Source organism: Opitutus sp. GAS368, assembly GCF_900104925.1.
In the GTDB taxonomy this organism is placed as follows: domain Bacteria; phylum Verrucomicrobiota; class Verrucomicrobiia; order Opitutales; family Opitutaceae; genus Lacunisphaera.
Genome location: NZ_LT629735.1, coordinates 2,792,101 through 2,817,850, shown reverse-complemented (window position 1 = coordinate 2,817,850; position 25,750 = coordinate 2,792,101). Strand labels below are relative to the sequence as shown.

At 64.7% G+C, this 25,750-nt stretch carries 28 protein-coding genes; 11 read left to right on the top strand and 17 right to left on the bottom strand.

Going from position 1 to position 25,750, the window contains the following annotated elements:
- From floA to BLU29_RS12005, 3 genes are read right to left on the bottom strand one after another with little or no spacing between them, the layout of a single operon-like run.
- Nucleotides 1-1,005, bottom strand: a complete 1,005-nt coding sequence (gene floA, locus BLU29_RS12015) for a flotillin-like protein FloA (RefSeq protein WP_091058216.1) — start codon at nucleotides 1,003-1,005, stop codon at nucleotides 1-3.
- Nucleotides 1,006-1,015: 10 nt separating this feature from the next.
- On the bottom strand, nucleotides 1,016-1,483 hold the full coding sequence (locus BLU29_RS12010; protein WP_091058213.1) for an NfeD family protein: 468 nt from the start codon (nucleotides 1,481-1,483) through the stop codon (nucleotides 1,016-1,018).
- Entirely contained in the window at nucleotides 1,480-2,895 is a 1,416-nt protein-coding gene (locus BLU29_RS12005; RefSeq protein WP_231962225.1) for an NfeD family protein, read from the bottom strand. The genes BLU29_RS12010 and BLU29_RS12005 overlap by 4 nt, the downstream gene beginning before the upstream one ends.
- A gap of 190 nt (nucleotides 2,896-3,085) precedes the next feature.
- On the opposite strand from BLU29_RS12005, the gene BLU29_RS12000 reads away from it, so the two are divergent.
- The 3 genes from BLU29_RS12000 to BLU29_RS11990 are packed head-to-tail and all read left to right on the top strand — an operon-like array spanning nucleotide 3,086 to nucleotide 5,392.
- Entirely contained in the window at nucleotides 3,086-4,006 is a 921-nt protein-coding gene (locus BLU29_RS12000) for an aldose epimerase (protein ID WP_091058208.1), read from the top strand.
- Complete coding sequence (locus tag BLU29_RS11995) at nucleotides 4,003-5,088, top strand: multicopper oxidase domain-containing protein (RefSeq protein ID WP_091058206.1); 1,086 nt, start codon at nucleotides 4,003-4,005, stop codon at nucleotides 5,086-5,088. Before BLU29_RS12000 ends, BLU29_RS11995 begins: the two co-directional genes overlap by 4 nt.
- Nucleotides 5,089-5,137: 49 nt before the next feature.
- Nucleotides 5,138-5,392 (top strand): twin-arginine translocase TatA/TatE family subunit, encoded by a 255-nt coding sequence (locus BLU29_RS11990; RefSeq protein WP_091058204.1) that lies wholly within the window; start codon nucleotides 5,138-5,140, stop codon nucleotides 5,390-5,392.
- A 1-nt stretch (nucleotide 5,393) separates the two neighbouring features.
- Here the strand turns inward: BLU29_RS11990 and BLU29_RS11985 are convergent, their stop codons facing one another.
- On the bottom strand, nucleotides 5,394-5,777 hold the full coding sequence (locus BLU29_RS11985) for an ABC transporter permease (RefSeq protein WP_157693822.1): 384 nt from the start codon (nucleotides 5,775-5,777) through the stop codon (nucleotides 5,394-5,396).
- Nucleotides 5,778-5,966: 189 nt separating this feature from the next.
- Between BLU29_RS11985 and BLU29_RS11980 the strand changes: the two genes are divergently transcribed.
- The 3 genes from BLU29_RS11980 to BLU29_RS11970 all read left to right on the top strand — a co-directional run bounded on the left by BLU29_RS11980 (nucleotide 5,967) and on the right by BLU29_RS11970 (nucleotide 7,424).
- Nucleotides 5,967-6,248 carry a hypothetical protein gene (locus BLU29_RS11980; protein ID WP_091058199.1) on the top strand — a complete coding sequence of 94 codons (282 nt, stop codon included), beginning with the start codon at nucleotides 5,967-5,969 and terminating at the stop codon, nucleotides 6,246-6,248.
- A gap of 109 nt (nucleotides 6,249-6,357) precedes the next feature.
- Entirely contained in the window at nucleotides 6,358-6,651 is a 294-nt protein-coding gene (locus BLU29_RS11975) for a Smr/MutS family protein (RefSeq protein WP_091058197.1), read from the top strand.
- 248 nt (nucleotides 6,652-6,899) lie between these two features.
- Nucleotides 6,900-7,424: a DUF4199 domain-containing protein gene (locus BLU29_RS11970; protein ID WP_091058194.1), complete on the top strand. Its 525-nt coding sequence runs from the start codon at nucleotides 6,900-6,902 to the stop codon at nucleotides 7,422-7,424.
- A gap of 79 nt (nucleotides 7,425-7,503) precedes the next feature.
- On the opposite strand, the gene BLU29_RS11965 is transcribed toward BLU29_RS11970, so the two are convergent.
- The 4 genes from BLU29_RS11965 to BLU29_RS18060 all read right to left on the bottom strand — a co-directional run bounded on the left by BLU29_RS11965 (nucleotide 7,504) and on the right by BLU29_RS18060 (nucleotide 9,883).
- Entirely contained in the window at nucleotides 7,504-8,463 is a 960-nt protein-coding gene (locus BLU29_RS11965) for a PDZ domain-containing protein (protein ID WP_157693821.1), read from the bottom strand.
- 72 nt (nucleotides 8,464-8,535) lie between these two features.
- On the bottom strand, nucleotides 8,536-9,054 hold the full coding sequence (locus BLU29_RS11960) for a hypothetical protein (RefSeq protein WP_091058190.1): 519 nt from the start codon (nucleotides 9,052-9,054) through the stop codon (nucleotides 8,536-8,538).
- Nucleotides 9,047-9,562, bottom strand: a complete 516-nt coding sequence (locus BLU29_RS11955; protein WP_091058187.1) for a sigma-70 family RNA polymerase sigma factor — start codon at nucleotides 9,560-9,562, stop codon at nucleotides 9,047-9,049. Before BLU29_RS11955 ends, BLU29_RS11960 begins: the two co-directional genes overlap by 8 nt.
- A gap of 150 nt (nucleotides 9,563-9,712) precedes the next feature.
- Nucleotides 9,713-9,883, bottom strand: a complete 171-nt coding sequence (locus tag BLU29_RS18060; RefSeq protein ID WP_157693820.1) for a hypothetical protein — start codon at nucleotides 9,881-9,883, stop codon at nucleotides 9,713-9,715.
- A 117-nt stretch (nucleotides 9,884-10,000) separates the two neighbouring features.
- On the opposite strand from BLU29_RS18060, the gene BLU29_RS11950 reads away from it, so the two are divergent.
- The 5 genes from BLU29_RS11950 to BLU29_RS11930 all read left to right on the top strand — a co-directional run bounded on the left by BLU29_RS11950 (nucleotide 10,001) and on the right by BLU29_RS11930 (nucleotide 16,733).
- Nucleotides 10,001-10,936 (top strand): LysR family transcriptional regulator, encoded by a 936-nt coding sequence (locus tag BLU29_RS11950; RefSeq protein WP_091058184.1) that lies wholly within the window; start codon nucleotides 10,001-10,003, stop codon nucleotides 10,934-10,936.
- A 38-nt stretch (nucleotides 10,937-10,974) separates the two neighbouring features.
- Complete coding sequence (locus BLU29_RS11945; RefSeq protein WP_091058182.1) at nucleotides 10,975-12,255, top strand: MFS transporter; 1,281 nt, start codon at nucleotides 10,975-10,977, stop codon at nucleotides 12,253-12,255.
- A 5-nt stretch (nucleotides 12,256-12,260) separates the two neighbouring features.
- Nucleotides 12,261-14,822 carry a U32 family peptidase gene (locus BLU29_RS11940; RefSeq protein WP_091058179.1) on the top strand — a complete coding sequence of 854 codons (2,562 nt, stop codon included), beginning with the start codon at nucleotides 12,261-12,263 and terminating at the stop codon, nucleotides 14,820-14,822.
- Between the two features lie 91 nt (nucleotides 14,823-14,913).
- Complete coding sequence (locus tag BLU29_RS11935) at nucleotides 14,914-16,134, top strand: nucleoside monophosphate kinase (protein ID WP_091058176.1); 1,221 nt, start codon at nucleotides 14,914-14,916, stop codon at nucleotides 16,132-16,134.
- Nucleotides 16,131-16,733 (top strand): GNAT family N-acetyltransferase, encoded by a 603-nt coding sequence (locus BLU29_RS11930; protein ID WP_197677704.1) that lies wholly within the window; start codon nucleotides 16,131-16,133, stop codon nucleotides 16,731-16,733. Before BLU29_RS11935 ends, BLU29_RS11930 begins: the two co-directional genes overlap by 4 nt.
- On the opposite strand, the gene BLU29_RS11925 is transcribed toward BLU29_RS11930, so the two are convergent.
- The 9 genes from BLU29_RS11925 to BLU29_RS11890 all read right to left on the bottom strand — a co-directional run bounded on the left by BLU29_RS11925 (nucleotide 16,654) and on the right by BLU29_RS11890 (nucleotide 25,726).
- Entirely contained in the window at nucleotides 16,654-19,005 is a 2,352-nt protein-coding gene (locus BLU29_RS11925; RefSeq protein WP_157693819.1) for a hypothetical protein, read from the bottom strand. The two genes, BLU29_RS11930 and BLU29_RS11925, sit on opposite strands and share 80 nt — an antisense overlap.
- A gap of 72 nt (nucleotides 19,006-19,077) precedes the next feature.
- Nucleotides 19,078-20,319 (bottom strand): ABC transporter permease, encoded by a 1,242-nt coding sequence (locus tag BLU29_RS11920; RefSeq protein WP_091058171.1) that lies wholly within the window; start codon nucleotides 20,317-20,319, stop codon nucleotides 19,078-19,080.
- Complete coding sequence (locus BLU29_RS11915) at nucleotides 20,316-20,708, bottom strand: four helix bundle protein (protein ID WP_091058169.1); 393 nt, start codon at nucleotides 20,706-20,708, stop codon at nucleotides 20,316-20,318. The genes BLU29_RS11920 and BLU29_RS11915 overlap by 4 nt, the downstream gene beginning before the upstream one ends.
- Nucleotides 20,709-20,745: 37 nt before the next feature.
- The gene (locus BLU29_RS11910; RefSeq protein ID WP_091058167.1) at nucleotides 20,746-21,996 is read right to left on the bottom strand and encodes an ABC transporter permease; all 1,251 of its coding nucleotides are present in this window, start codon (nucleotides 21,994-21,996) and stop codon (nucleotides 20,746-20,748) included.
- Between the two features lie 12 nt (nucleotides 21,997-22,008).
- Nucleotides 22,009-22,650: an ABC transporter ATP-binding protein gene (locus tag BLU29_RS11905; RefSeq protein ID WP_231962349.1), complete on the bottom strand. Its 642-nt coding sequence runs from the start codon at nucleotides 22,648-22,650 to the stop codon at nucleotides 22,009-22,011.
- 142 nt (nucleotides 22,651-22,792) lie between these two features.
- On the bottom strand, nucleotides 22,793-24,175 hold the full coding sequence (locus BLU29_RS11900) for an efflux RND transporter periplasmic adaptor subunit (RefSeq protein WP_091058163.1): 1,383 nt from the start codon (nucleotides 24,173-24,175) through the stop codon (nucleotides 22,793-22,795).
- A 17-nt stretch (nucleotides 24,176-24,192) separates the two neighbouring features.
- Entirely contained in the window at nucleotides 24,193-24,435 is a 243-nt protein-coding gene (locus tag BLU29_RS18055) for a hypothetical protein (protein WP_157693818.1), read from the bottom strand.
- 84 nt (nucleotides 24,436-24,519) lie between these two features.
- Nucleotides 24,520-25,260, bottom strand: a complete 741-nt coding sequence (locus tag BLU29_RS11895) for an ROK family protein (protein ID WP_091058160.1) — start codon at nucleotides 25,258-25,260, stop codon at nucleotides 24,520-24,522.
- A 10-nt stretch (nucleotides 25,261-25,270) separates the two neighbouring features.
- Nucleotides 25,271-25,726 carry a peptidylprolyl isomerase gene (locus tag BLU29_RS11890; protein ID WP_091058157.1) on the bottom strand — a complete coding sequence of 152 codons (456 nt, stop codon included), beginning with the start codon at nucleotides 25,724-25,726 and terminating at the stop codon, nucleotides 25,271-25,273.
- Nucleotides 25,727-25,750: the final 24 nt, after the last annotated feature.

Here is a 25,750-nt window from a genome sequence, read left to right as displayed (position 1 = left end):
TTACTTCTTTCCCTCGGGGTGCGCAATCGAACCGCGCATCGCCGTGTCGGACTGGATGTTTTCCATTTTATAATAGTCCATGACGCCCAAGCGGCCCGAGCGGAAGGCCTCGGCCATCGCAAGCGGCACCTGGGCCTGCGCCTCGACGACCTTCGCCTGCATCTCCTGCACGCGCGCCTTCATCTCCTGCTCGACCGCCACGGCGGCCGCGCGACGGATTTCCGCCTGCGCCTGCGCAATGCTCTTGTTCGCCTCGGCCTGCGCCTCCTGCAGCTTGGCGCCGACGTTCTCGCCCACATCCACGTCGGCGATGTCAATGGAGAGGATTTCGAACGCCGAGCCGACATCGAGCCCGCGCGCCAGCACGGTCTTGGAAATACTGTCGGGCGACTCGAGCACGACCTTGTAGCTCTCGGACGAACCGATGGTGGAGACGATGCCCTCGCCGACGCGGGCGATGATGGTCTCCTCCTTGGCGCCGCCGACAAAGCGGTCGAGGTGCGTGCGCACGGTGACGCGCGCCTTCACCTTCACCTGGATGCCGTCCTTCGCGACGCCGTCGATAGTCGTGCGGCCGCTCTCGGGATTCGGGCAGTCGATGACCTTGGGATCCACCGAGGTGCGCACGGCCTCGACCACGGACTTGCCGGACCCCTTGGTCGCGAGATCGATGGCGCAGGCGCGGTCCCAGTCGAGAACAATGCCGGCCTTCTGCGCGGCGACCAGCGCCTGCACGGTCGGGACAACGTTGCCGCCTGCCAGGTAGTGCGCGGAAATCTTGTCGGTCGTCACCTCGATGCCGGCTTTCACCGCCGTGATGCGGGCGTCGACCACGAGGCTGTAGGGCACGCCGCCAAGGCGCATGCCAAGCAGGTTGAGGATGCCCACCGGGGCGCCGTTCAGGCGGGCCTTGAGCCAGACGCCGATGAACGAAAGAAAAACGCCGACGACGATGAGAACAACGACGACGAGCGGAATGGCAAAAACCAACGGGATGGAGTTCATGGGAAGTAAATCAGGATTGGGTTACGATGACGCGAAAATTGTCGACGCCGACCACGCGCAGCGCGGCGCCTTTGGCGACGTGGCCGGACCGGCAGAAAGCCTCGTAGCGCCGGCCTTCGACCAGCACGTAGCCGCTGGGCGCAAGGGTCGTGAGTGCCTCGGCGGGCTTGTCCACCACGGCCTCCAGGCTGGCGAGCGGCGGCTGACTCGTGGCGTCCACCACGGCCTGCACGACCAGCTTCCGGCCGAACGCGGTCTTCGGCAGCACGACAAGTTCAAGGTAAAGCATCAGCATCACCAAGGCCAGGGCTCCCGCGCTCGCGGCCAGGCCACCGCCGAGGCCGAATTCCCGGAAAGACAGCACGCTGCCGGCCAGCAACGCGATCCCGCCGATGATGCCCGCAATCGCGCCGGGCAGGAAGATCTCGGCCGCCAGCAGCAGGGCCCCGATGACATAGAGAATGATGATGGCGTTCATACGGAGGCCTTTTGCACGATGAGGGCGAAGTCCGTGCGTCCGCAGACGATGACCGCGTCGCCGGCGTCCACCGCTCCGACCTCGACCGTGGCCTCAAAACGCCGGCCACCGATCTCAATCTGTCCGCTGGGTCGCAACACCGTCATGGCTACTCCGCGCTGCCCGATGAGGCTCGCCACCTCATGCGCCGCCTCCGGCGCGAACCCGGCCACCTGCGCGGTCCCGCCGATGGCGGAGCCGACGATCATCTTGTCCCACATCCATCCCTTGGGCAGGTAGCGCAGCAACAGCGTGCCGAATACCAGGGAGAGCACCAGCCCGAGCCCGAGGTTGGTGAGCGGCCGCACCAGGACACCACCGGAAAAATTGAGCGGCTCGTTCGGCCAGAAGTCCGCCATGGCCCACACGAGCGAAATCAGCATCAGTGCGACGCCCGTCAGCGCCGGCAACGCCATGCCGGGGAAGAAGAATATCTCCACCGCCAGCAGCACCAGGCCAAGGCTGAACAGCAGCACCGGTTCGTGCCCCGAAAGCCCGGCTACATAGTGCCCGAAGAAGACGATGAGCAGCAGGAGCACGCCGATGCCCGCGAACACCCCGTGCGACGGCGCCTTGAACTCGATGAAAATCGCGAGCAGCCCGAGACCCATGAGGATCGAAGAAAACGCATTCAGGTATTGGGCGAATTCCTCCGACCACGTGACCTTGTATTGCCGCATCTCGTAGCCGCCGGCGCCGAATTTCGCGGTCAGCAGCGCGGCGAGGTCCGCGGCCTTGCCCGCGCCAAGCAGCGCCTGCGGCGGCTCGCCGTATTTCTCCATCGCCTCGCTGGCGGTGAGCGACAGCAACTCCCCTTTGGGTTTTAGCACCTTTTCACCGATCTTGAGCTCATAATCCTCGTCGATCATCGCGGAGATGACCTGACCGCGGTAGCCCTTGCCCTCGGAGCTGGCACGCATGCGGGCCCGCAGGTAGCTCACGATTTTCTGCTTCATCGTCTTGTCGACGTCCCCGCCGGTCGAGAGCACGGGGGCCGCCGCGCCGATGACACCGGTGGGCACGAAATAGATCTCGTCGGTCACGGCGGAGATAAAGGCTCCGGCCGACATTGCCTCCTTATCCACAAAGGTCAGCTTCTTTCCCGGAAATTTCTCCAGCGCCTCCATGATCTCGAAAGTCACATCCAACGCGCCGCCTGGGGTATTCATATCGAGCAGCACCACGTCGGCTTTTTGCTCGATCGCCTCCTTCAGGCCGCGGCGCAGGATATAGAGGGTCGGGCGGTTGATCTCATCCTTGACCGGGATGACGTAAACCACCGTCTTTTTGCTCGCAATGATCGCCGGCGGCATGGCCCCAGCCGGTGCCAGCTCGGCCGCCCGGCCGGCCAGGACCCCGAGGAGGAACCCCATAAGAAGGCGTGCCCGTTTGAACATCAGGGAGGCAGTCTACGCCTGACCGACCGGCTAGCAAGCACCACCAACTTATAATCCGGCTCCTTCTTTCAAAAATCGCCCGCGTTGGCCCCATTCCGAGGCAGAACGAGAATTTAACTGACTTTGTATTGGAACGCTGCGGTCATTTTGGTTTACCAAGTTACCCATGGAACGCATCCCGTATCTCGGGCAAACGATTTTCAAATGGCAGGTCGGCACCTCCTCCTTCCTGGCGTTGCCGGAAAAGGGCGCCCGGCTCATGAATTGGAATGTCACGCTGGGAGATGGCAGCGTGCGCGACATCGTCTACTGGCCCGAGGTGGGAAACCTCGACGCCATCGCCAGTGTCCGTGGCGGCAATCCGATCCTCTTTCCTTTCGGCGGACGCTCCTACGATCAGGGTGAAATCCACCACTGGCGCGCAGAAGATGGCGTGCGCCGTCCGATGCCGATGCATGGTCTCGCCCGGCAGGGCAAGTTCCGCACCATCCGGCTCGACGAAGGCGGCTTCTCCGCACAGTTCGTACCCGACGAAGCCGCCAAGGCCGCCTATCCCTACGACTACGAATTCGTCGTCAGCTACCGCTTCGACCCGCGCGGGCTGTTTGTGGAACTGCAACTGACCAACCTCGGCAGCAAGCCGATGCCTTGGTCCGCAGGCCACCATTTCTACTTCACCTTGCCGTGGAGTGCCGGCCGCACCCGCAAGGACTATCTGTTCGAAACCACCGCGACCAAGTATTTCCAACGTGACGAGCGCGGCGGGCTGGTGCCATTCACCAAAGTCAGTGCCCGCGAGACGCTCGCCAACCCCAGTCTCATCGACCTCATCCACACCGGCCTGCGCCGCGAGGTCTTTGCCGTCACCGAGCTACCGACCGGCAACCGCCTGCACTTCCGAAGCGGCATGGCCAACAGCCCGGCCGGTGACCTCGCCGTGGTCACGTGGACCGCGGACGACAAATCGCCCTACTATTGCATCGAGCCTTGGATGGGGCCGCCCAATGCCGCCGAGACCAAGATCGGGCTCCACTCGGTCGTGCCCGGGCAAACCCAGAAATTCTACGTCGAGATCACGCTCGGATGAACCTGCGCTGGATCCGCGCCGCCGGGCTGGCGGCGGTGGTGGCCGTCAGATTGGCCGCCGCGGAAACCGAACCGCTGACCGGTGAGACCCGCATCTACTACATCGCCGCGGATGAAGTGGACTGGAACTACGCCCCGGCCGGCAACGTGGTCTTCAGTCTCGAGTGTTGCGGCGATGATACCCCCTGGCTCAAACGCGGCGCCGACGGCCGGCCGCCTGTCTTCAAGAAGGCCGTCTTCCGCGAATACACCGATGAGACCTTCACCCGGCTCAAGCCCCGGCCGTCCGCTTGGGAGCATGCGGGCATCCTTGGCCCCATCATCCGCGCCGAGGTTGGCGACCGTATCGAGGTCACGTTGAAGAACAACACCTCGTTCCCTGTCAGCCTGCACGCGCACGGGGTGCATTACCTGAAACCCTACGAGGGGGCCCGCTACCCGGACGGCACGAGTGGTTCCGACAAGGACGACGAAGCCATCGCGCCAAGCGACACCTACACCTACCGCTGGCAGGTCCCCACCCGCTCCGGGCCCGGCCCGCAGGATCCCAGTTCCGTCGTGTGGCTGTATCACGCACACGTGAACAGCCCGCAGGACATCAATACCGGACTGGTCGGCGCGTTGATCGTCACTCGCCACGGCGAAGCCCGCCCCGACGGATCGCCGAAGGACGTGGACCGCGAATTTATCACGCTCTTCATGAACTTTGACGAGACCCAGAGCCGGTTCTCTCTGCGCAACGCCGCGCTGCTCGCCTCCGGTTCCAACGCCACCAGCCTCAATCGCTTCCACAGCATCAACGGTTATGTCTTTGGCAACCTGCCCATGCTGCGCATGAGGGTCGGCGAACGGGTGCGCTGGTATCTGGTCGCACTGGGTGACAGCACCGACGTCCACACGCCCCACTGGCACGGCAACACCGTGCTGCACGAGGGCCGGCGCACGGACGTCGTGGAGCTCCTCCCCGCCAGTATGAAGGTGGCCGACATGCGCGCCGACAACCCCGGCATCTGGCTTTACCACTGCCACGTGGACGACCACGTGAAGGCCGGAATGGTGGGCCGTTACGAGATCGAGAAATAACCGCGGATTTTTCCGTTACTTTTTCCCCACTTCACCGTCTACTTTCCCCATGTTCGACATCGGTGGTCCCGAAGTAATGCTGATTCTCTTCATCTTTTTGCTCCTGTTCGGGGCAGACAAGATGCCGGAGCTTGCCCGCGGCATCGGCAAATCGATCCGGGAGTTCAAGAAGGCCGCGAGCGGCGTGGAGGAGGAGGTTCGCCGCGCAATGGAAGAGGAGCCGGTCAAACCGGCCCCGAAGCCCGTCGGTGCCATCCAGCAGGCCGCGCCGGAAAAGCCGTCACCCCCGCCCGCCGCGGATTAGATTAATCAAAGAGCCGGCTGCGGTTGAACCGCCACACCGCAATCGTCATCGCGACCGCGGTGGTGCCGAGCAGGATGCGCAGCGTCGGCAGGAGCTGCGTGAGACTGCTACCGGTCCAGAGCACCCCGCCGAAACCGTCGATCACCCAGTAGGCGATCGTGAACCGCGCAATGTGCTGCTTGAACTCCGGCATGAAGCTGACGGGGAACCAAGCGCCGCTGGCACGCGCGATGAGCAGGTTGCCGAAGTGGCCGAAGACATCGACCCCGTAGAACAAATGCCCGGCGAAAAAGAGCGCCATCAATTGAATGAGGCCGAAGAGTACTCGTGGAAAAACCGGCTCCACCTCAGTTGGGCGCGGCTCACCGGCGCGGACGGAAGTCATGGTCATGCATGACCGGGGAATTGTCCCATTCGTGGGAACCACCGATTTCAACTTCGTGCATCCATGCCTTCATGTGACTTGGGCAAAAAGCGTGAAGAATATTTCTATCGGCTAGGTGACAATGGTTTACGCGAGCGCCTGTAACTTGGCACATCGCTTGCGTGTATGTAGGGCAACAAAACATTTCTCATGAAAACGACTTCCCTTCTCTCCCTCGTCCTTCTCGTGGTGCTCGCCACTGGCGCCAGTGCCGCTCAAAGCCAGTCACGGTCTGAGTTCGTCGTTCTTCCTACTTTTCTCGTCGAGAGCACCCGCAATTCATCGGTCGAGCAATACATCGCCGCCAGCCTGGATGCACTCCGCGCCCAAGCCGCCAAGCCGGTGGCCGTATCGCTGGAATTGCCCGCACTCAAGGCCCGGATCGCGCAGGTTTTCAAGCCACTCGGCGCGGTGCGTCTCGCGAAATCCTGATTTTTGGTTGTTCAGTGTGTTCTTTGCTAGTGTGTGTGTGTCAAAAGCCCGCCTCGAAAGGGGCGGGTTTTTTGTCGCCTGTTTTTGACCGCCACTGAGAATAAGACCTGTGCCGACGGAGGAACCGAACAAACCAATCTCTCTTCCCATCACGGGCGAACTGGATCTGCATACCTTTCGGCCGGTGGAGGTCATACCGTTACTCGATGACTATTTTGCGGAATGCAGACAGCGCGGCATCCGCCGCGTGCGGGTGGTGCACGGCAAAGGGACGGGCACGCTGCGCGAAACCGTGCACACGCATCTCCGCCGCTCTCCCGGCGTGGCCGGCTTTGTTCAGGGTGATGAAACATCGGGCAGCTGGGGTGCGACGATCGTTACACTCAAGCCCTCAGATCAATGATCCCGATCCGCCTGACCGATGGTCCAGGCAGGACCTGACTCCAGTCCCTCTCCCCTTCTCCTCCCTGGTCCGGCCGGATCGTGGCTGCGGCGCCCTAAGACAGGCCAGGCGGTCGCGAGGAAGGCTCCATCTTGGGCGGACTCGGCCGTGTGCTCGCCGGCGACAATCGTTAAAACCGCCCATCTGGGCTGACTGCCGTCTGTCACAACGGCATTGAGCTTGCCAGCCGTCACCCTCAAGGTTCGGCCATGAGCACCAAATTCCTCTACGCACTCACCCTGACTATCTGCGGCGCCGTTTTCAGCCTCCTGATGTTCTTCACCGGGTTTCAGACCGAAAAACTGGCGATCGGCCAAAAGATCGAGTGGCTTCGCCTCCTTATCACCATCGCGGTGCTCTATCTCGGCGTCAAAGCAGTGCGCGAGGAAACGCCCGGCAAAGGCTTTAGCTACGGTCAGGCCTTGGGTGCCGGCACCTTGATCAGCCTTTATGCCACGCTCATGGGATCGGTTTACGCCTATATCCACTTCAAGTTCGTCAACCCGAATTTCTTCACCTACCAGCTTAATATGATGCGCGAGCAGTGGGCCGCCAAAGGCATTCCCGATGCCCAGATCGACCGGATGGCTGACATGACGGAAAAATGGTCTGGTCCTGGCCTCTACGCCGGCTTCGGTTTTGTGATCGGTTTTATCGTCTGCTTTGTCATCAGCTTGATCATCGCCGCCATCCTGAAGCGCCCCGCTCCGGACGAGCTGAAGCCGGCTGCCTAAAGCAAACCGGGGCGACGCTTTCACGTCACCCCGGTGCATTGCACACACACTGGCGCGGCCCAGGCCGCGCCTAATTGTTTTACAGCGGGCGCTGCTGCGGATCGACCGGACGGCCGAGTTCCTGACGGATCTTGGTCTTGGCCGGTTCCCCCGGCAGCGGCAGCACGTCGCGCCGGAATTTTTCGCCCGGCTCGAAGTTGATGCTGTCGGGATCCAGCTTCTCAAGCTGCTGCAGCACCTCGGGCGGGAGCTTCTTGCGATCCTCCTCCGTGTTAACCGGCCCCTGGAAGGTCACCTTGCCCTTGGCGTCCTTCACCGTGAGCTCGCGCTTCCCGTCATTCGCCTTGATTTCGACCGAACCGTCGTCGTCCGAGTAGGAGATATTGCTGTTGGGCAGATCGAGGATGGTGGAGCCTTGTCCGCCGCGCCGGAAGATGCGCACGCCGGGACCAGTCATGAAATTCCGATGTTCCCGGCCAATCATGCTCAGGACATCCCGCGCATGATCATCGTCCATGCCCGGCAGCTCACGCAGGCGGGCAAGGCCCTCAGGCGGCAGCGGCATGGTCCCGCCAAAACCACCGGGGCCGTTTTGGAAGAAGAAATTACCCGCCATCTTCGGCACCTCGTGGCTGCCGAGCTTCGCCTTGACCGTCGTTTCCTTGCCGCCGCGTATCACGGTCAGCCTGACCTCATCACCTTCCTTTTTGGCCCGCACCAGTACACCGAGCTGCTGCTGGTTCACCAAGATCTGGTCGTCCAGCTTGATCAGCACATCGTCTTCCTTCAAGAGGTCGGCCGCCGGGCTTTTCTCCGCAAGGCGCGTGACCACCAAGCCGGTATCGCGACCGAGCCCGAGCTGGGCGGTCAGGGTGCGGCTGACCGGTGCGGTCTCGACCCCCAGGAAAGTGACCTTCTCCTTTTCCATCCGGTCGTCATCGTCGTCGCGCATTGGCATGCCATGGTGCGGCGCGTCTTGGTCGAGGCGACGAATGGTGATTTCCTTTTCGGCCCAGGCGGAAGGAGTGACAGCGGCCACGGCGAGAGCCGGCAGCAGGTATTTGAGGGATGCTTTCATAAGGGGAATTGAGGGTTGGGTTTCGGAGGAGGATTAATTCGGGTTGTAGCTGGCGGGCATGACGCGGACCTCGTCGCGCGGGACGGTCCATTTGATCGAGGCATTGTTGCGCGGGTTCTTCCAAGTGTATGTGTCCACAAAACGCGCCCGGACCTGCCGGGCGGAAGTGTCCCCGTCGATCTTCACCGCGCCCTCGTCCTTCAGGTCGTAGAGGACGTTTGTGGCCGTCACCGGCTGATAAGCCGCGACACTGGCCGGGGCCGGCACCGCCGGAGTGGCGGCCGCCAGGGTGCGATCCGTGGGTGCGGATTGCGGCTGACGGAAATTGATCGCGACGAATGCAGCCACCAGCGCCAGCGCGGCGAGACCGGCCGTGCGCCAGCCCAGCCATTTCCAAGAGCTCAGATTGGTCGCCGTGGCATAGCGGGGACGCACGGACGCGGGCAGTTCGGCGGCCAGCTCCCGGTTGACCTGGGCAAGCCACCGCGGCGCGGCGCGGCGCGGCTGCAGCGTTTTCAATTCGGCTTCCAGTTCCTGGAGTGATTCATCCATGGCAGGCGGGCTTCAATTCCTTGCGGAGCGCGGCCAGCGCGTAGCGGTAGCGCGAAGCGGCGGTGTTGGGCGGGATTTCAAGGGTCTCGCCGATTTGTTCGAAAGTGAGCTCATTCCAGATCTTGAGCACGAGGACCTCGCGCTGGCCGGCGGGCAGGCGTTGCAGCGCAGCTTCGATCTCATGGCGGCGATCGGCGTCCTCTCCGGGCTGGGGTTCGAAAGTGTATTCACGCTCCTCGAGTCCGCCATCGGCCTTCTCTTCGCGGGCCGTGCGGCGGGCGTGCCGGCGGGCGTGGTCCAGCGCGGCCCGGCGGATGGACGTGATAAGCAGGGCCTGCGGATCGCCGGGGAGGTGCCGTTGGTGGCGCCAATAGCGCACGAAGGCTTCCTGGACCACATCCTCGGCATCGGCGAGCGAACGGGTCCACTGACGGGCGCACAGCAGCAGCTTGGGGCCGTGGGCTTCGAGCCAGTGTTTCCAGGTGCCATGATCATGTGTCGCCTCCATGCAATCCGTCGGGGGTTGTTTCCTGAAGAGCGTCACGGGGCCGGAATTTTGTCTACGTTGCGCCCGGAAGGCGCCGGGTGCAGACATTAAAAGAGGCCGGGGGTTCGCCCCGGCCTCTGTTACACACTGACACTGACTTAAAATAGGCGCTTACCGCGCAGCGTAGTTCTTGGGCCCCTGCCGGTAGTCCACGGCCGCCACCGCGATGAGGATGCCTACGGCGAGGTAGCTGATGCTGACCGCGATGGTCGTGACCGCGAACAGCGCCAGGCTGCTGGCGACGATTGCCGTAAGGGTGATCTGGAGAGTGTTGGTCTTCATAAAGTTGATTGGTTTGGTGTTTTTCTCTGAGCACCTGATTTGGTGCTGGCCTGAGTATACCTTAACTCTTTCAATAGCCTAAATACTTAGTTTCTATTTTAACTATCTGATTTAGCTATGGAATTATACCAATTGCGTTACTTCTTGGCAGTCGCTGAGACAGGCAATTTTACGAAAGCCGCCCAACGCTCTTTCATCTCCCAGCCATCGCTCAGCCAGCAAATCCTGAACCTCGAGGAAGAGTTCGGGCAGCAGCTCTTTCACCGGCTCGGCCGCAAGGCCGTGCTTACTGAAGCGGGCAAGACCCTGATGGAGGGCGCCCGCCGCATCTTGGGAGATGTCGACCAGACCCTGCAGGAACTCAAAGAGAATACGGGCATAGGCCCGAAGGTTGTTGTTGGAGCCATCCCCACGGTCGCCCCGTTCTTCTTTCCAGCGGTCCTGGCTTACTGTCGGGCGAGTGAAATCCAGCTCAACATCCAGACGCAGGAGGATTTTCGCCGGCCGCTCGCCGAGGCAGTTCTAGATGGACACTTAGACTGGGCTTTGATCTCCCTCCCCTTCAACGAACCTCGCCTGCACATCGAAAAACTCTACAGCGAGCCCCTCTGGGTCGCCATGAGCGCGACCCATCGTCTGGCGCAGGCCGCCACTCTGACTTTCGAGTCCCTCCGCGAGGAAAACTTCATTCTGCTCGGCGATGCCTCCACGCTCACGCTGCAGATCCAGCACTTCTGCGGCGATCATGACTTCGAGCCGCGGATCAGTCACCGCTGCGGGCAGCTCGCCACTGCCAAATCGCTTACGGCCATGGGGCTCGGGGTCACAGTCCTGCCCAAGAGCGCCCGCAGCGCGACCGACCCCGAGGGACTGATTTTCCGCAAGTTCAGCGGGCCCGTCCAGCCCTCGCGCGACATCGCCCTGGTGCGGCACCGCCGGCGGCATCTGGGCAGGGGGGCCTTGCTCTTTGCCGAGGTGGCCCGCGCGGTGGTCGGCCCGGCCCCGACGGAATCCGCCCCACCCTTTCGGCCCACCCCGCTTCCCGCAAGCTGAGTTGCACCGCGCCTGATTCCGTGAAATCCTGACCTTTCATGCCTGCAACCGACCAGCACCATCACCTGCCGCGGGGCCGCGAGCGCGCCACGCTGCTCGTGCTCGGCGCCGTGCAGTTCACCCATATCCTGGACTTCATGATCATGATGCCGCTGGGCGCGCAGCTCATGTCGGCCTTCAATATCACGCCCGCGCAATTCTCCCAGCTGGTGGCGTGCTACGGAATCGCGGCGGCAGTGAGCGGGTTTGCCGGCGGCTTCCTGCTCGACAAATTCGACCGGAAACGCGCCCTCCTCGTCCTTTACGCCGGCTTCGGACTGGCCACGCTCGCCTGCGGCCTCGCGCCCACCTACCATCTGCTGCTCCTGGCGCGGCTCGCGGCCGGCGCCTTCGGCGGACTCGCCAGTTCGCTGGTCACCGCCATGGTCGGTGACTTCATCCCGCCCGCCCGGCGCGGCCGGGCCATGGGCATCGTGACGGCGGCGTTTCCGGTCGCCTCGGTCCTCGGCGTGCCGGCCGGCCTGATGCTGGCGGGACACTTCGGCTGGCATGCCGCGTTTTTCCTGCTGGCCGGCTGTGTGGTGGTGAACCTCATCATCGGTTCGCTGGCCCTGCCTCATTTGCGCACTGCCGTGCACGGCCATGAACCGTGGCAACAGATGAAGCAAATCATGACGCATGGCGTCCATCTGCGCGCTTTTGCCGTGGGCTCGATGCTGGGCATGGCCGGCGGCATCCTGGTGCCATTCCTGGCGCCCTCGTTCATCGCCAACGTCGGCCTGAACGAGGGGGTCGAGCTGCCCATCGCCTATGCCGTCGGCGGCGTCGCCACCGCCATCAGCACCCCGATCATCGGCTGGCTCAGCGATCACATGGACCGGCTGCGACTGCTGGTCATCATGTCCCTCGGTGCCGTGGTTGTCACCCTGGTCATCATGCGGCTCGGGCCGGCCTCGGTCGTGATTGCCAGCCTGATGATGGCGCTGTTCATGGTCACCATGTCCGGCCGCTACGCTCCCGCCATGACGATGATCACCAACGCGGTCGAGGCCCGCTATCGCGGCGGCTTCATGAGCATCATCTCGGCCCTGCAACTGGCGGCCAACGCCGTGGCGAGCATCCTCGCCGGCTGGTTCGTTTCCAAGGACGCAGCCGGGCACCTGCGGGGACTGCCAATGGTGAGCTACGTCGCGACCGGCTTCTTCATCCTGACGCTGCTTTTTGCTTTTGAACTCCGGGCCGCCGCCCCGCACGTCGCGAGCCATGCGAAAAAAGACGCGCCGCCGCCGCCACCCTCACCGGACAGTGCTGCCGCCTGACCGCCATGCCGACCGCCCCCAGCCTTGAATCTGCCGCCGCTCCGCGCCCTGTGCCGGTGCGGCCGGAGTTGCTGGCGCCGGCGGGCGACTGGGAGTGCGCCAAGGCCGCGGTGGAAAACGGCGCCGATGCGATCTACTTCGGCCTCGAGCGCTTCAACGCCCGGATGCGCGCCAAGAACTTCACGGTCGCCGACCTGCCGAAGCTCATGGAGTTCCTCCACCGGCGCGGCGTGCGCGGCTACGTGACGTTCAACACCCTAGTCTTCGCCGATGAACTCGCCGCGACCGTGGACTACCTGAAGGCCATCATCACCGCCGGCGTTGACGCCGCCATCGTGCAGGACGTCGGCATCTGCCGGCTCATCCGCTCGCTCTCGCCGGACTTTCCCATCCACACCTCCACGCAGATGACGGTGACGAGCGCGGCCGGCGTGGAATTCGCGCGTGAACTCGGGGCCCACCTGGTCGTGCTCGCCCGCGAAAACTCCCTCAAGGAAATCGCCGCCATCCGCGACGCCCAGCTGGCGGCCGGCACCGCGCTGCCCCTGGAGGTCTTCGTGCATGGCGCGCTCTGCGTCGCCTATTCCGGCCAGTGCCTCACGAGCGAGTCGCTCGGCGGCCGCTCGGCCAACCGTGGCGAATGCGCCCAGGCCTGCCGCATGCCCTACGAGCTCGTTTCCGACGGCCAGAAGGTCGACCTCGGCGACCGCCGCTATCTGCTCAGCCCGCAGGATCTCTCCGGCCTCGACGTGCTGCCGGACCTGGTGCGTTCCGGTGTCGCCTCGCTCAAGATTGAAGGCCGGCTGAAGAGCCCCGAATACGTCGCCAACATCACGCGTGTCTACCGCCAGGCGCTCGACAAGGTGATGGCCGAGGTCTTCGGCCCGACGCCCGCCCCCGAGGCGGCCGTGATGGCTGGGGTGCGAAAGGAATCGCTCTACGATTTGGAAATGGGCTTCTCGCGCGGCCTCTACACCGGCTGGTTCCGCGGCATCCAGAACCAGGAACTCGCGCACGCCCGTTTCGGCACCAAGCGCGGCGTCTACCTCGGCCAAGTCACCCGGCTGAGCGCGGACAGCGTGACCCTCAAGCTCACCGCCCCGGCCAAGCCCGGCGATGGCATCGTATTCGATGCCGGCCGGCCCGACGAAAGGGAGGAAGGCGGCCGCATCTACTACGTCGACCAGCACGGGGGTGAGACCACGCTGCGCTTCGGCCGCGGCGACATCGATTTTGCCCGCATCCATGTCGGCGACCGCATCTGGAAAACAAACGACCCCGAACTCGACCGCCGTGTGCGTGCGACCTTCGAGGGCGACCAGATCCGCTTCCGCCGTGAGATTCACCTCGAGGTGCACGGCGCCGCCGGCACGCCGCTGACCCTTTTTGCCCGCGACGAACAAGGCCATGTAACGAAGGCCGGATCCACCCTGCCGCTGGCCCGCGCCGAGAAGCAGCCGCTCACGACCGAACGCCTGACCGACCAGCTCGGCCGGCTCGGCGGCACGCCGTTCCGGCTTGGCACGCTGCAGAACCATCTCGAGGGCGACGTCATCCTGCCGGTCAAGGAACTCAACGAGCTGCGCCGGCGCACCGCCACCGAGCTCGAGGCGCAGCGGGCCGTGCCGCCGCGCTGGCAGTTCCCGGAAAATTTCTCCCCACCCGCCTTCCCGGCCGCACCCGCTGTCACCGCCGCCGAATTGATTGTCGTGATCCGCGAACCGCACCAGCTCGAGGCCGCGTGGGCCGCCGGAGCCCGGACCTTCTATTGCGAATTCGAGAACCCGAAGCACTACCGCGATACCGTCGTCCGCTTTCGCGCGTTGCAGGGCGACCAACCGACCGCCTCGATCTGGGTTGCGGCGCCGCGTGTGTTCAAACCCGGCGAGGAATGGATCATCAAGCAGGTGCTGTCGTGCGAGGCCGACGGCTACCTGGTGCGCAACTACGACCACCTGAAAGCCTTCGCCGGCCGACGTCTGCGTGGCGATTTCTCGCTCAATGTCGCCAATCCGCTCACGGCGGATTACTTCGTCAACCACCACGGACTGGAGCGCGTGACCGCCTCCTACGACCTGAACATCGGCCAGCTCGAAGCGCTGTTGCAGAATGCTCCCGGCACGTGGTTCGACATCACGCTGCACCAGCATATGCCGATGTTTCACATGGAGCACTGCGTGTTCTGTGCGTTCCTGTCGACGGGCAAGGACTACCGCGACTGCGGCCGGCCGTGCGACACCCATCGCGTGGCGTTGCGCGACCGCGTCGGCGCCGAACATCCGCTCAAAGCCGACGCCGGCTGCCGCAACACCGTCTACAATAGCCGCGCGCAAACCGGCGCGGAATACGCCGCGCGACTGATGGCCCTCGGCGCCCGGAGTTTTCGCGTGGAATTCCTGACCGAGTCCGCCGACGAGGTGACGCGCACCGTCGAGCGCTACCGCCAGCTACTCGGCGGACAGATCACCGGCGCCGAGCTGTGGCGCGAGCTGAAACTGATCAATCAGCTGGGCGTCACACGCGGCCAGATGGAAACCCCCGCCCGCGTCCTGCCGCGCAAGAGCTGAGGCCTACGCCGAAGGGGGCAATTCCTTACGGGCCGAAGCAAATTTTGTCGCCTCGGGCGAAGGCCGGCCCCTAGGCTTGCCGCACCCTGACATGAGCGAAGCCCTGAAAACCTCCGCCCCGACGCTGACGCCGGCGGCCCTGCCTTCCGCCGACCTGGAAATCAAGGACGCCCGGATAATTTTTGATCCCATCTGGGACGACCTGGAGGCCCACTTCGGCCGCCAGCACCTGCGTTTCCCGAAGGAGATCATCCTGCTCGGCGGCGCCCCCGGCGCCGGCAAGGGCACCAACACCGCTTTCATCGCCAAGACCCGCGGCCTGACCTGCACCCCGATCGTGATGAGTTCATTGCTCGACACGCCGGAGATGAAGCGGATCAAGGACGCCGGCAACATGATCGGCGACCGCGAGGTGCTGGCCGTGCTCTTGCGCCGGCTGCTCAAACCCGAATACCGCGACGGAGTCATCCTCGACGGCTTCCCCCGCACCAAGGTGCAGGTCGAGTGCCTGAAGATGCTTTACGAGAAGATGACGCAGCTCTGGCGCGAGTTCTACGGCACACCGCTGGCCATCCATTTCCGTCAGCCGGTCGTGCAGATCGTGGTGCTTTTCGTCGACGAGAAGGAGAGCGTGGCCCGCCAGCTCAAGCGCGGCGTGGAAACCAAGGCGCACAACGACGAGGTTCGCCGCAGCGGCCACGGCCAGCTGCTGGAGGAACGCGCCACCGACTTTGACGAAAAGCTCGCCCGCCGCCGCTACCGGGTCTTCAAGGAACAGACGTGGGACGCGCTGCTGTCCCTGAAGGACGTCTTCCACTATCACCTGATCAACGCCGAGGGGGCCTTTGGGGAGGTCGAGCAGAACATCCTCGAGGAACTGGAGTATCAGAGCTCCCTCGAGCTCGACCCGCGGACTTACGACCGCTTGCGACTGCTGCCGCTGGCCAGCGAAATCATCGTCCACGCCCGGCAGGAGCTGGTCAAGCGGCTCGACGGCTACGAGATCAGCCACCCCGAGGTTTTCCAGCGGGTCGTGACCCTGATCGAGAAAAAGATGATGCCGATCATCACCCGGCACGCCCTCTCCGGCCACGCCAACATCAACAGCGAGGACACCGTCTTCGACGAACCCCTCGCGCTCGCCATGCTGATCGATATCTTTTCGGAACGCGGCTATCATGCCGTCGTGGACGTGCATCGCATCGAGATTCCCGAGACGGTGGACCTGAAGACCGGCAAGATCACCTGCCGCCTGAAGAAGGTCTACCGCTGCATCATCCGGTTCAAGGGCTCGGAAATCCGCCGCGGGTGACCGCCGCCGCCATGCAGGTGCTGGAAACCGAGCGATTGGTGCTGCGCCGGCTGACGCCGGAGGACGCCGCGTTCATCCTCGAACTGCTGAACGACCCGCTGTTCCTGCACTTCGTGGGCGACAAGGGCGTGCGCACCCGCGAAGACGCGGTGGAATACATCCGGCACGGCCCCGTCGCCAGCTACTCGCAACACGGCTTCGGCCTGTTCCTGGTGTCGCTCAAGGCGGACGGCACGCCGATCGGCATGTGCGGCCTGCTGAAACGCGCCGTGCTGGAGGACGTCGACGTGGGTTTCGGATTTCTCAGCCGGTATGGCGGCAACGGCTATGCCACCGAGGCCGCCGCCGCCACGGTCAGTTACGGGCGCCGGCTGGGCATCCGGCGCATCGTCGCCATTACGGCCCCGGACAACGTCGCCTCGGGCAACGTGCTCAGGAAAATCGGCCTGCACCACACGCAGACCCTGCCGCTGCCCGGCTACAAGGAACCGAGCCTGCTGTTCACGCCGGTGGACCAGGTCACGGCCCGGCCGGACGCGGCGCTTCGGCCTCCTTCACCAATCGCGCCGCCGCCTGATCGTCGGGCAACAGCCGGCTGACCTCGCGGGCCAGCAGCAGCGCATTCGCGCTTTCGTCCCGGGCCAGCAGGTCGCGCACGAGCCTGAACGCCGCGCTCCGCGACGCCCCACCCTTGATGACCAGTTCCTTGAAGGCGGCGAGCGCGAGCGGGCGCTGGTCCAAACCGAGACGCACCTGGACCTCGCGCACCTTTACCTCCGCCTCGGCCGCGGCCAGCCAATTGGGCGGCTTGTCGTGCAGCAGTTTCAAGAGGCGTTCCGCCTGCGGCCATTCCTGGCCGAGGACGCTGCGGTCCAGCGCGGCCAAGGCCGCGGCTTGGGTGCCGGTATCGGGCGTCGTCTCGTCCCCCAGCTTGAGGTCCCGCAACGCCTGCTGCACGCGAACGGTGGCGGGCGCCGCCCCATTGATCTCGTCAAACAACAGCCGGGCGTCGGCCAGCTGGTTGCGCGCGGCCAACCGCTGCACCACCGCAACCAACGGCAGCATATCGGCCTCGTTGCGGTAACGGCCGAGATAGGCCCGGGCTGCGGTGCGGCTGGCGATCTGGTCGAGCGTCAGGTAGGCCAATTCGACTTCGCGCGCGGCCAGGTCGCGCTCCAGGAGCGGCAGCCAGGCCGGCTTTTGGGTGCGGATGGCCCGGGCCAGGTTGCGGGCCGCCACGAGGGAATCCTGCTGCAGGAGTTCATCGAGCTGCTGGCGGGCCTCGCCGGCGGTCACCGGCAGCAGCAACACGCGCACCGTGGGATCGGCCGGGATGGCCGCGGGGGCGGTCGCGACCGCCGTGGCGGCCGCCACTTCGGCCAAATGCCGCTGCGCGACCAGCAACGGCTCGCTTAGCGGGTAAACCTGCAATCCGGCGCGCACCACCTCGGCCGCACCGGTCACATTGCCCGATTTTTCCAGCACGCTGCCGGCCAGTTGGTAGACCGGCACCGCGGCCAGGCCGCGGGCCGCCGTGAGATGGCCCAGCAAGAAAGTGACCTGGTCGGGCGTGCCGGCAAAAGCCGCTCGCGTCAGCCGCTTGATGAACTCGGGGTGAAAACGCTGGGGCGTCTTGAGCGTATCGATATTGTTCTCCCAATTGCGCAGAAGCCGGGTGGCGGCCTCGATTGCGCCCCGCCGGAGGGCCAGCTCCGTCTGGTGAACCTGGAAGGCAAAGGGACTCAAGCGGGCGCCCGTCGCGACCTGTTGGACCCGGGAAACGACGTCCGGCAGATCCAGCGTGACCGCCAGCGCGGCCAGCGCCTGCAGTGCGCCGTCGCTGTGGCGGAAAAGCTGGTAGTATTCCTGTTCCGCCGCATCGCGGTAACTCCACCGTTTCAGACGGTGCCAGGACTGGAAGGCCAGCAGGTAGACGCCGGGCGCCTCGGGGGCCCGGGCTTTGAGGTGACGCAGCGCCGAGAGCAGGGCGTCGGCATCACCCACGGCCACGGCGACCTCCACGGCCTGCCGCCAGACCGCCGGCTCGACGGAGGGAACGGCCAGATTCCGGTCCAAGACAATCTTCGCTTCCGCGGCATGTCCCGTGCGCAGCAACAACTCCACCTGCAGGGCCGCCGCCGCGGCCTGCTCGGCGGGAGTCTGGGCCGGAGGGATGGCGGCAAACGCCGCCTCCGCCTCGGGGTAGCGCCCGAGTTGCAACAGGAAACCGACGCGCGCCCGCTCCAGCAGCCGTCGGGTTTCGGACGGCAACGGGTCCGGCCGGGCGGCCCGCAGCAGGCCCTCCACGACTTCCAGCCCATGCGACTGGATTTGGAAGGTGGCATAAAAAGCGAGCAGGCCGGAGATCAGCTTGGGGTTGCCACCGGCAAAGGGCAGGCCCTCCTCCACCAGGGCGACCGCCCGGGCCGGTTCCGAGCCGGCCACCAGCCGGGCCAACATCAAGCGGCCCTCGACATTTCCCGGGGAGCGGTCGAGACCGACCCGGAGATCGTAGTAGGCGGACGTGAAGTCCCGGGCCTTGAGCTCATCCAGGGCCGCGAGCACCGCCGTGTCGCCCCGCTTGGCGCGCAAGCCCGGCCAGCGCCAGGGCGCCGCGAGGTCGAACCAACCGACCTGGTTGTGCGGCTGGCGATCCAGCCAGAGATAAAGCGCGGAAGTCGCCAGCAACCAGCCGATCACGGCCAGAAGGGACAGCGCCATCAACAACCGGCGGTGATAGATCTCGAACCGCCATAGCGGATTGGCCTGCTGCTCGATGCGCAGGGCCACGGAGCGCAACAGCCAGAGCCGGCGGTCGCCGGGCGCCAGCACGCGCGTCAGCGAGGGGTTTAGCTTGAAGTGGAGCTGCACGCGCCGGCCATGAAGCCGGAACAACCGGTCGCGGGCAATCCGCAATTGCCCCGGGATTCCCCCACCCGGCGATTACTCGTAACGGAGGGCCTCGATCGGGTCGAGTGCGGCGGCTTTCCACGCCGGGTAGAAACCGAAGCCGATGCCGATGCCACCACACACGAGGAGGGCCGTGAGGGCCCAGCCCCACGGGAAAACCAGTGACGCCTTCAGCATCAGCGCCAGGCCGTTGCCCGCCCCGATGCCAATGAGGATGCCGAGCAGGCCGCCGGCCACCGAGATGCAGACGGACTCGACGAGAAACTGGGTCAGGATGCTGACCTTGCGGGCCCCGATGGATTTGCGGATGCCGATCTCCTTCGTCCGCTCGGTCACGCTGACGAGCATGATGTTCATGATGCCCACGCCGGCGGCCAGCAGGGCGATGGCGCTGATGACAAAGGCGCCGGCACTGATGACGTCGGCAACCTTGGCGAAGGCGGCGATGAGCGAGTCGTTGGAATAGAGTTCAAAATCATTTTCCTGGTCGGGCCTCAGCCCGCGGACGATGCGCATCATGGTGATGGCCTTGTCGACCGTCTCGTTGTAGCGATCCTGGCTGGGCGACTGGATGGCGATGTTGATGGAACGCCGGTTGGCGCCGTAATCGGTGATGAAGCGGGTGATCGGCACCATGATGATGTCATCCTGGCTGTTGCCGAACGCGGAGCCTTTTTCCGCAAAAACCCCGACGACCGTGTAGGTGTGTCCGGCGACCTTGAGGCGTTTGCCGAGGGGATCTTCCCCGGGAAACAGCTTGTCGACGATGCCCTTGCCGATGATGGCCAGCGGCCGGGCGAGCTCGACATCCGCCGGCGTGTAATTGCGGCCGAACTCAATGGTGTACTGGTTGGCCTCGAGGAAATACTCGTTGGAGCCGCCGAACGTTATGTTCGGATTCGTCTTGCGGTTCTCGTAGGTGGCCTGGGGCGGGTCGTCGTTCTGGAAGGTCTTGAGGCAGATGACGTCGCTGATCCCCTCCATCAGCTGCACAAACCGCTGGGCATTGGCGAGGGTGATGTCGCGCCGGGCCCGGATGCGGCGGCGGCTGTTGTCGTCCCCGACCGGCCCGATGGGATATTTGGCGATCTGGATGATGTTCGAACCGAGGAAACTGAGGCCGCTCTCGACCGACTGCCGCAACGCGGAGACGGCGGTCATCACGCCGATGACGGAAAACACGCCGATGGTGATGCCGAGCATCGTGAGCGACGAGCGCAGCTTGTTCGCCCCGAGCGAACTCAGCGCCATCCGGAGAATCTCGGCGAAGATCATTTCGAGTGCGGACTACGGACTGCGGAGTGCGGAGTGACCCTGCCTGCACGGGCGGTGCGGATGGACGAAACCGCAATGGCCGTGAGTTCGCCGGCCTCGGCATGCAAGGCGGCGGTTTTGGCCTCCGGCAGCAGCCCGGCTTCGGCGATAAGCTCCAGCCAAAGCGCGGACTCATCAGCCTCTTCCTCAACGAGGCCCATTTTAGCCACAAAATCCGCCCGCGATTTTCCGCGGCACGCGGACCGGTAGTTGGCGGCTACCGAGGTCGCGGAACGGACAATCTGGCGGCTCAGCCCATCGCCCGAAATCGAACGCGGCAGGGCTTCGCTCATACGGACCACCCGCAAGGCAAACTGCTTGGTTCGTTGCTTAAGCTTGTCGTGGTTCATGTTTGAAATTCCGCACTCCGAAATCTGCATTCCGCACTCACTCATAGCGTAGCGCCACCACGGGATCGAGGCGGGAGGCACCCCAGGCGGGCACGAAACCCGAGGCGATACCGGTGGCCACCGAGACCGCCATGCTGATGAAGACGAGCCCGACGGAGAATTCGACCGGCATGGCGGGAAAGGCCTTGCCGACGCCGAAGACCATCCCGTAGGTGAGCAGGAGCCCGACCGTGCCGCCGATGAGGCAGATCGAGACGGCCTCGATCAGGAACTGGAGCAGGATGCTGCGGCGGCGGGCCCCCAGGGCCTTGCGCGTGCCGATCTCCTTGGTGCGTTCCTTCACGCTGACGAAGGTGATGTTCATGATGCCGATGGCACCGACGAAAAGCGACAGGCCGGTGATGAACAGGCCCGCCAGGGCGATGCCCTGCTTGATCGGATCGAGCTGCGCCTTGAAGGCCTGCTGCTCATTGACCGTGAAGTTGTCCCGCTCGCCGGGCAGCTGGCCGCGCACGCGGCGCATGGCGCCGATCAGTTCCTCCTTCGCGTCCATCAGGCGGGTCTTGTCCTTGACCTTCACCCGGATCTCCGCCCCGCGGCGCACGCCCGCATAGCGCCGGAACGCCTCGAGCGGCACGATGGCCTGGTTGTCGAAGCTGAACAGGCCGAGGAAGGAGCCTTGCTTGGCAATCACGCCGATGACCGTGAAGGGATGCCCGGCGATGACGACCGACTGGTCGAGCGGCGACTGACCCTGAAAGAGGGCCTCGGCCACGTCGAAGCCGAGCACGCAGACGGGGCGCGCGCCGGCCGCCTCGGTCTCGTTGAAAAGCCGGCCCTCGCTGAAATCCGCGCTGATGAGGCGGCCGTAATCGGCCGTGGTGCCAAAAATGGTCACGCCGTTGACCTTGTTGTCGCCGGACTTGATCGGGGCGCCGGTGCCGGCCACGGGCACGGCGACCTCGAGCAGGGAATTGGGCGTCTGCTCGATGATCCGGTTGAGTTTCTCCGCGGATTCCGGGCGGATGGGCGGACGGTTCGCGTAGTTCCACCAGTCCTCGACGCCGCCCCAAGGCCATTTCTGGACGTAGAGCACGTCGTCACCGAGCATGGCGAGGCTGTTGTTGAATCCCGTATCGATGCCCTTGATGGCGGTGCCCATGAGCGTGACGGCCACGATGCCGATGATGACGCCCAGCGCGGTCAGGACGGAACGCATCTTGTTCGCCCGGATCTGAGTGAGCGCGATGCGGAAGGACTCGATGAACTCGTTGTAGAGGCGTTGCATGGCGGGCGGGGGTTACTGCTGGCGAACGTCGCTCTCGATCAGGCCGTCGCGCAGGCGGACGATGCGGCGGGCGTGGCGGGCGATGTCCTCCTCGTGGGTGACGACGATGATGGTGTTGCCCTGTTCGTAGAGCTCCTCGAGCAGCTGCATGATCTCCTCGCCGGTCTTGGAATCGAGGTTGCCGGTCGGCTCGTCGGCGAGGATGATGGAAGGGTGGTTGACGAGGGCGCGGGCGATGGCCACGCGCTGGCGCTGACCACCCGAAAGCTCGTTGGGCTTGTGGCCCATGCGCTCGCCGAGGCCGACGTCATGCAAGGCCCGGATGGCCCGCTCGCGGCGGGCGGCGGGCGAAAGGCCCGCGTAAATCAGGGGCAGCTCGACGTTGGCCAGGGTGGTCGAACGCGGGAGCAGGTTGAAGGTCTGGAAGACGAAGCCGATCTCGCGGTTGCGGATGTCCGCCAGCTCGTCGTCGGTCATGCCCGAGACATCCTTGCCCGTGAAGTGGTATTTGCCCGTGGTGGGCGTGTCGAGGCAGCCCAGCATGTTCATCATGGTGGATTTGCCGGAACCGGACGGCCCCATGACGGCGAGGTATTCGTTGCGCCGGACGGTGAGGGCGACGCCGCACAGGGCGTGAACGATCTCCGCGCCCATCTTGTAGAGCTTGGTGACGTTCTCGATCTCGATGACCACCGGGCCGGGCTCGCGGTAGGGCCGCGGGACGGCCGAGATTGCGTGTGCAGGGGAGGAACTCATGGCGGGGAGCCTGGGCGGTGCCTCGCGGCGCCGCGGCAGATCATTTGGCGGCTTCCTCTTTCTTGGGTTTCTCGATCATGACCTTGCTGCCGTCCTTCAGCTTGCGGCTGATGGCGGCGTAGCTGCCGGATACGACCTCCTCGCCGGCCTTGAGGCCGGATTTGACCTCGATGGAAGCGTTGTCGGCGATGCCGGTCTCGACCTTGCGCAGCTTGACGGTGTCGCCGGTCTTGACGAAGACCACGCGGTCGAGCTTCTCGAGATTGCGGCGCGCGTCCTCCTTTTCCTTGGCCAGGTCGAGATCGTTGCCGGAGCGCTCCTTGGCCTCCTTGGCCTTGGCCTGCTGGAGTTCCTCGGAGGTCTTGCCGCCCGCCGCGCGGACGGTGACGCTCTGGACCGGGATCGCGACGACGTTGGTGACCGTCTGGGTCTCGATGTCCACGGTGCCGCTCATGCCCGGACGAAGGCTCGCGTCGCGGTCGGTGATGCGAATCTTGACGAGGAAGTTGGTGACGTCGTCGGTGGGGACCGCGTTGTTGCCACTGCCCGTGGCCCCGGTGCCGGCGGCGGAACTGGAGATTTCCTTGACGGCGCCGGTGAATTTGCGGCCGGGATAGGCGTCGATGCTGATCAGTGCGTGGTCGCCGAGCTTCACGTTCACGATGTCGTTTTCGTTTACCTTGATACGGACCTCCATGTTGGAGAGATCGGCCACGCGCATGATTTCCGTGCCGGCGAAGGAACCCGTGCCCACGACCCGCTCGCCGATCTCGCTGCTGAGCGAGCTGATGCTGCCATCCATCGGGGAGTAGATGGTCGTCTTGCTCAGCTGGTCGCGGAACTGGCTGAGGGATCCCTCGGTGCGGCGGATCTGCGCCGAGGCGTTGTCGTAGTTGGCCTGGGCCACCTCGAGGTTGCTCCTGGCCGCGTCGTAGTCGGAGTCGGAGATGAGTTTCTTGGCGAACAGGTCGGCGCTGCGCTTAAAGTCGTCCGTCGCCTTGACGAGCTGGGACTTGGCCTGCACGGCGGTGGCCCGGGCCGCGACGAGGTTCGCTTCCTGCTGGTCGACCTGCGCCTGATATTGGTCGGGCCGGATGCTGACGAGCAGGTCGCCCTTCTTGACCGAGCCACCCTCCTTGATGGGAATTGCGGTGATTTCACCGGCCACTTCGGGGGAGATCTTCACCTCGATCTCGGGCTGGACCTTGCCCGTGGCGGTCACGAGCTGGGTGATGGTCTTCACGATGGCTTTCTCGGTGGTCACCGGGATGCCCGCGTCCTTGTTCCGCGATGCACTGAAAGCGACGGCCGCGATAACGATGACGGCCAGCACGCCAAGCACAATGAACAGCTTGCGGCGGGATTTCTTTTTCAGGGGAGCGACGGGCGCCGTGGGGGCGGATGGGTTCGTAGGTGCAGGCATGGGGATCAGTTGGTCGGTTAGATTGAGGTGAAAGCAGGACGGTTGGCCAGCGCTTTACGCAATTTCCCGACCAGACCGCCTTGTAAACACAGAAGGGCCCCCATGGGCCCCTCTGCAACACAACTGATAACTACGAACGGGCGCAGTGAAACCGGGGTGGTGCAGCGGGAGAATGCCAGAGCGATGAAGTTGGAAGTTTTAGCGACAAAGCCCCCCGGGATCGGGATGAAAAGCGGCAGGCCGCGGGTGGTGCTGGGCATGGGGTCAAAACACCCGATTTTCCCCGAAAGTTGCACCCAGTTTTGATGAACGGGCGCCGGGCCCGGATGAGTGGCGGCGGCGGATCAGCGCGCGGACTGTTCCCAAGTCAGCGCGGCCCCGACAATCCCGGCGTCGTTATGCATCCGGGCCGGCACGATCCGGGCCTTGGCCTTGAGGTATTTGAACCACTTCGCGGATTTTTTGCTCACGCCGCCGCCGATGATGATCAGCTCGGGCGAACAGATGCGCTCGGCCACCGCCAAAAAGACGTTCACCCGCCGCGCCCATTGCCGCCAGGTCAGCCCGCACCGCTTCTTCACGGCGGCCGCGGCGAAACGCTCGATGGGCTTCCCCTTCCACGGGATGTGGCCGAACTCGATGCTGGGCATCAACCGCCCCTGGTAAAACAGCGCCGAGCCGATGCCCGTGCCGAAGGTCAGCATCAGCACCGAACCCTGGTGGCCCTTCCCCGCCCCGAATTTCATCTCCGCCCGGCCGGCCGCATCGGCGTCGTTGGACAGCCGCACCCGGCCGCCGGTCGCCCGCCCGAACAGCGCCGCCCCGTCTTTGTTTTCCCAATTCCTTCCGAGGTTGCCGACCACGCCGATGCGGTCGTGCTGGATGACGCCCGGGAAGCCGATCCCGATCGGCCCTTTCCAATTGAAATGCCGCGCGATTTCCCGGGCGGCGGCCAAGCCCTGCGCCGTCGGGCACGGGGCACCAATCTCCACGCGGAGCCGTTCCGCGAGCAGCTTGCCGGTCTTCGTGTCCACGGGGGCGCCCTTGAAGGCCGAACCGCCGATATCGATGCCAAGGACTTTCATGGTTCCCCAGCTAGGTGGGATTGCGGACCTGTTGCAACTCCGCGGGTGTGGCCGCCCGCACCGCCACCAGCTCGACTTCGAAATGCAGTTCCTGCCCCGCCAGCGGGTGATTCGCGTCCAGCATCACCTCGTCGCCCTCGATGGCCACCACCGTGACCACGGGCGCCTGCCGGTCCGGCCCGGTCTGGAACTGGTCGCCCACCTTGATATCGTCCACGGGCAGCCGCGCCTTGGGCACCTTTTGCACCAGCTCGGCCTCACGCACGCCGTAGGCGCGCTCCGGCGGCACCACGACGGTGCGCGTCTCGCCGGCAGTCATTGCCCGCAACGGCTCCTCCAGGCCCTCGATGATCTGGCCCGCGCCCTCCAGGAACGGCATCGGCTCGCCGCCACGGGAGGTATCGAGCACCCGGCCGCCCGCATCGCGCAGGGTGTAATGAAAGGTGAGCAGGCGGGGAGCGACCATTGGCCGCAAGTGACAAGTGACAGG

Excerpts from the sequence above, each read along its gene's own strand:
- BLU29_RS11985 (WP_157693822.1), bottom strand. The coding sequence starts at position 5,777 with ATGACTTCCGTCCGCGCCGGTGAGCCGCGCCCAACTGAGGTGGAGCCG.
- BLU29_RS11920 (WP_091058171.1), bottom strand. The coding sequence starts at position 20,319 with ATGATCTTCGCCGAGATTCTCCGGATGGCGCTGAGTTCGCTCGGGGCG.
- BLU29_RS11945 (WP_091058182.1), top strand. The coding sequence starts at position 10,975 with ATGCCTGCAACCGACCAGCACCATCACCTGCCGCGGGGCCGCGAGCGC.
- BLU29_RS11905 (WP_231962349.1), bottom strand. The coding sequence starts at position 22,650 with ATGGGCGCGGAGATCGTTCACGCCCTGTGCGGCGTCGCCCTCACCGTC.
- BLU29_RS11970 (WP_091058194.1), top strand. The coding sequence starts at position 6,900 with ATGAGCACCAAATTCCTCTACGCACTCACCCTGACTATCTGCGGCGCC.
- BLU29_RS11900 (WP_091058163.1), bottom strand. The coding sequence starts at position 24,175 with ATGCCTGCACCTACGAACCCATCCGCCCCCACGGCGCCCGTCGCTCCC.
- BLU29_RS12005 (WP_231962225.1), bottom strand. The coding sequence starts at position 2,895 with ATGGGGTTCCTCCTCGGGGTCCTGGCCGGCCGGGCGGCCGAGCTGGCA.
- BLU29_RS11890 (WP_091058157.1), bottom strand. The coding sequence starts at position 25,726 with ATGGTCGCTCCCCGCCTGCTCACCTTTCATTACACCCTGCGCGATGCG.
- BLU29_RS12010 (WP_091058213.1), bottom strand. The coding sequence starts at position 1,483 with ATGAACGCCATCATCATTCTCTATGTCATCGGGGCCCTGCTGCTGGCG.
- BLU29_RS12000 (WP_091058208.1), top strand. The coding sequence starts at position 3,086 with ATGGAACGCATCCCGTATCTCGGGCAAACGATTTTCAAATGGCAGGTC.
- BLU29_RS11940 (WP_091058179.1), top strand. The coding sequence starts at position 12,261 with ATGCCGACCGCCCCCAGCCTTGAATCTGCCGCCGCTCCGCGCCCTGTG.
- BLU29_RS11990 (WP_091058204.1), top strand. The coding sequence starts at position 5,138 with ATGTTCGACATCGGTGGTCCCGAAGTAATGCTGATTCTCTTCATCTTT.
- BLU29_RS11955 (WP_091058187.1), bottom strand. The coding sequence starts at position 9,562 with ATGGAGGCGACACATGATCATGGCACCTGGAAACACTGGCTCGAAGCC.
- BLU29_RS11960 (WP_091058190.1), bottom strand. The coding sequence starts at position 9,054 with ATGGATGAATCACTCCAGGAACTGGAAGCCGAATTGAAAACGCTGCAG.
- BLU29_RS18055 (WP_157693818.1), bottom strand. The coding sequence starts at position 24,435 with ATGCCCAGCACCACCCGCGGCCTGCCGCTTTTCATCCCGATCCCGGGG.
- BLU29_RS11950 (WP_091058184.1), top strand. The coding sequence starts at position 10,001 with ATGGAATTATACCAATTGCGTTACTTCTTGGCAGTCGCTGAGACAGGC.
- BLU29_RS11980 (WP_091058199.1), top strand. The coding sequence starts at position 5,967 with ATGAAAACGACTTCCCTTCTCTCCCTCGTCCTTCTCGTGGTGCTCGCC.
- BLU29_RS11895 (WP_091058160.1), bottom strand. The coding sequence starts at position 25,260 with ATGAAAGTCCTTGGCATCGATATCGGCGGTTCGGCCTTCAAGGGCGCC.
- floA (WP_091058216.1), bottom strand. The coding sequence starts at position 1,005 with ATGAACTCCATCCCGTTGGTTTTTGCCATTCCGCTCGTCGTCGTTGTT.
- BLU29_RS11995 (WP_091058206.1), top strand. The coding sequence starts at position 4,003 with ATGAACCTGCGCTGGATCCGCGCCGCCGGGCTGGCGGCGGTGGTGGCC.
- BLU29_RS11910 (WP_091058167.1), bottom strand. The coding sequence starts at position 21,996 with ATGCAACGCCTCTACAACGAGTTCATCGAGTCCTTCCGCATCGCGCTC.
- BLU29_RS11935 (WP_091058176.1), top strand. The coding sequence starts at position 14,914 with ATGAGCGAAGCCCTGAAAACCTCCGCCCCGACGCTGACGCCGGCGGCC.
- BLU29_RS18060 (WP_157693820.1), bottom strand. The coding sequence starts at position 9,883 with ATGAAGACCAACACTCTCCAGATCACCCTTACGGCAATCGTCGCCAGC.
- BLU29_RS11915 (WP_091058169.1), bottom strand. The coding sequence starts at position 20,708 with ATGAACCACGACAAGCTTAAGCAACGAACCAAGCAGTTTGCCTTGCGG.